The 829-nt window shown below is 49.3% G+C and carries 1 tRNA gene and 2 rRNA genes; all 3 read left to right on the top strand.

Features of this window, described 5'->3' with window-relative positions:
- Positions 1–100: ribosomal RNA gene (locus ACPXSQ_RS22985) — 16S ribosomal RNA — on the top strand; the annotation flags it as partial.
- 163 nt (positions 101–263) lie between these two features.
- Positions 264–339: transfer RNA gene (locus tag ACPXSQ_RS22980), tRNA-Glu, on the top strand.
- Positions 340–576: 237 nt separating this feature from the next.
- Positions 577–829, top strand: a 23S ribosomal RNA gene (locus tag ACPXSQ_RS22975); the annotation flags it as partial.

Genomic DNA, 829 nt, shown 5'->3' with positions numbered 1-829 from the left:
CTTAACCTTCGGGAGGGCGCTTACCACTTTGTGATTCATGACTGGGGTGAAGTCGTAACAAGGTAACCGTAGGGGAACCTGCGGTTGGATCACCTCCTTACCTGAAGATACTTTCCCGCGAAGTGCTCACACAGATTGTCTGATAGAAAAGTAATGAGCAAAGCGTCTACGCGTTGGGGTGCGGTAACAATATTAATTGTCGCCTGATTATACAATCTCACCTTCACGTGAAACTACCCGTGTCTGTTGCACAAGTATTTCACGTCCCCTTCGTCTAGAGGCCCAGGACACCGCCCTTTCACGGCGGTAACAGGGGTTCGAATCCCCTAGGGGACGCCACTTGCTTGGTGACAGGTGAAAGGTGTTGCCCACATATCTTAAAGATGACTTGCGAGTCATGTTTAAGATATTGCTCTTTAACAATCCGGAACAAGCTGAAAATTTGAAACGACACAGCGTCGCATTCTTCCGTAATAAAGAATGATGACGATGTGTTCGAGTCTCTCAAAAGCTTACAGCTTACAAGCTAACTGTGAAGCCGTTACGGCGAAACAGATAAACGCCTGTGGGTTGTGAGGTTAAGCGACTAAGCGTACACGGTGGATGCCCTGGCAGTCAGAGGCGATGAAGGGCGTGCTAATCTGCGATAAGCGCCGGTAAGGTGATATGAACCGCAATAACCGGCGATACCCGAATGGGGAAACCCAGTGTGACTCGTCACACTATCATGCAGTGAATACATAGCTGTATGAGGCGAACCGGGGGAACTGAAACATCTAAGTACCCCGAGGAAAAGAAATCAACCGAGATTCCCCCAGTAGCGGCGAGC

Origin of the sequence: Pantoea sp. EEL5, from assembly GCF_049892805.1 — a bacterium.
Lineage (GTDB): Bacteria > Pseudomonadota > Gammaproteobacteria > Enterobacterales > Enterobacteriaceae > Pantoea > Pantoea ananatis.
Note: the sequence above shows the minus strand (reverse complement) of the source record. Positions and strands in the feature narration are given on the sequence as shown.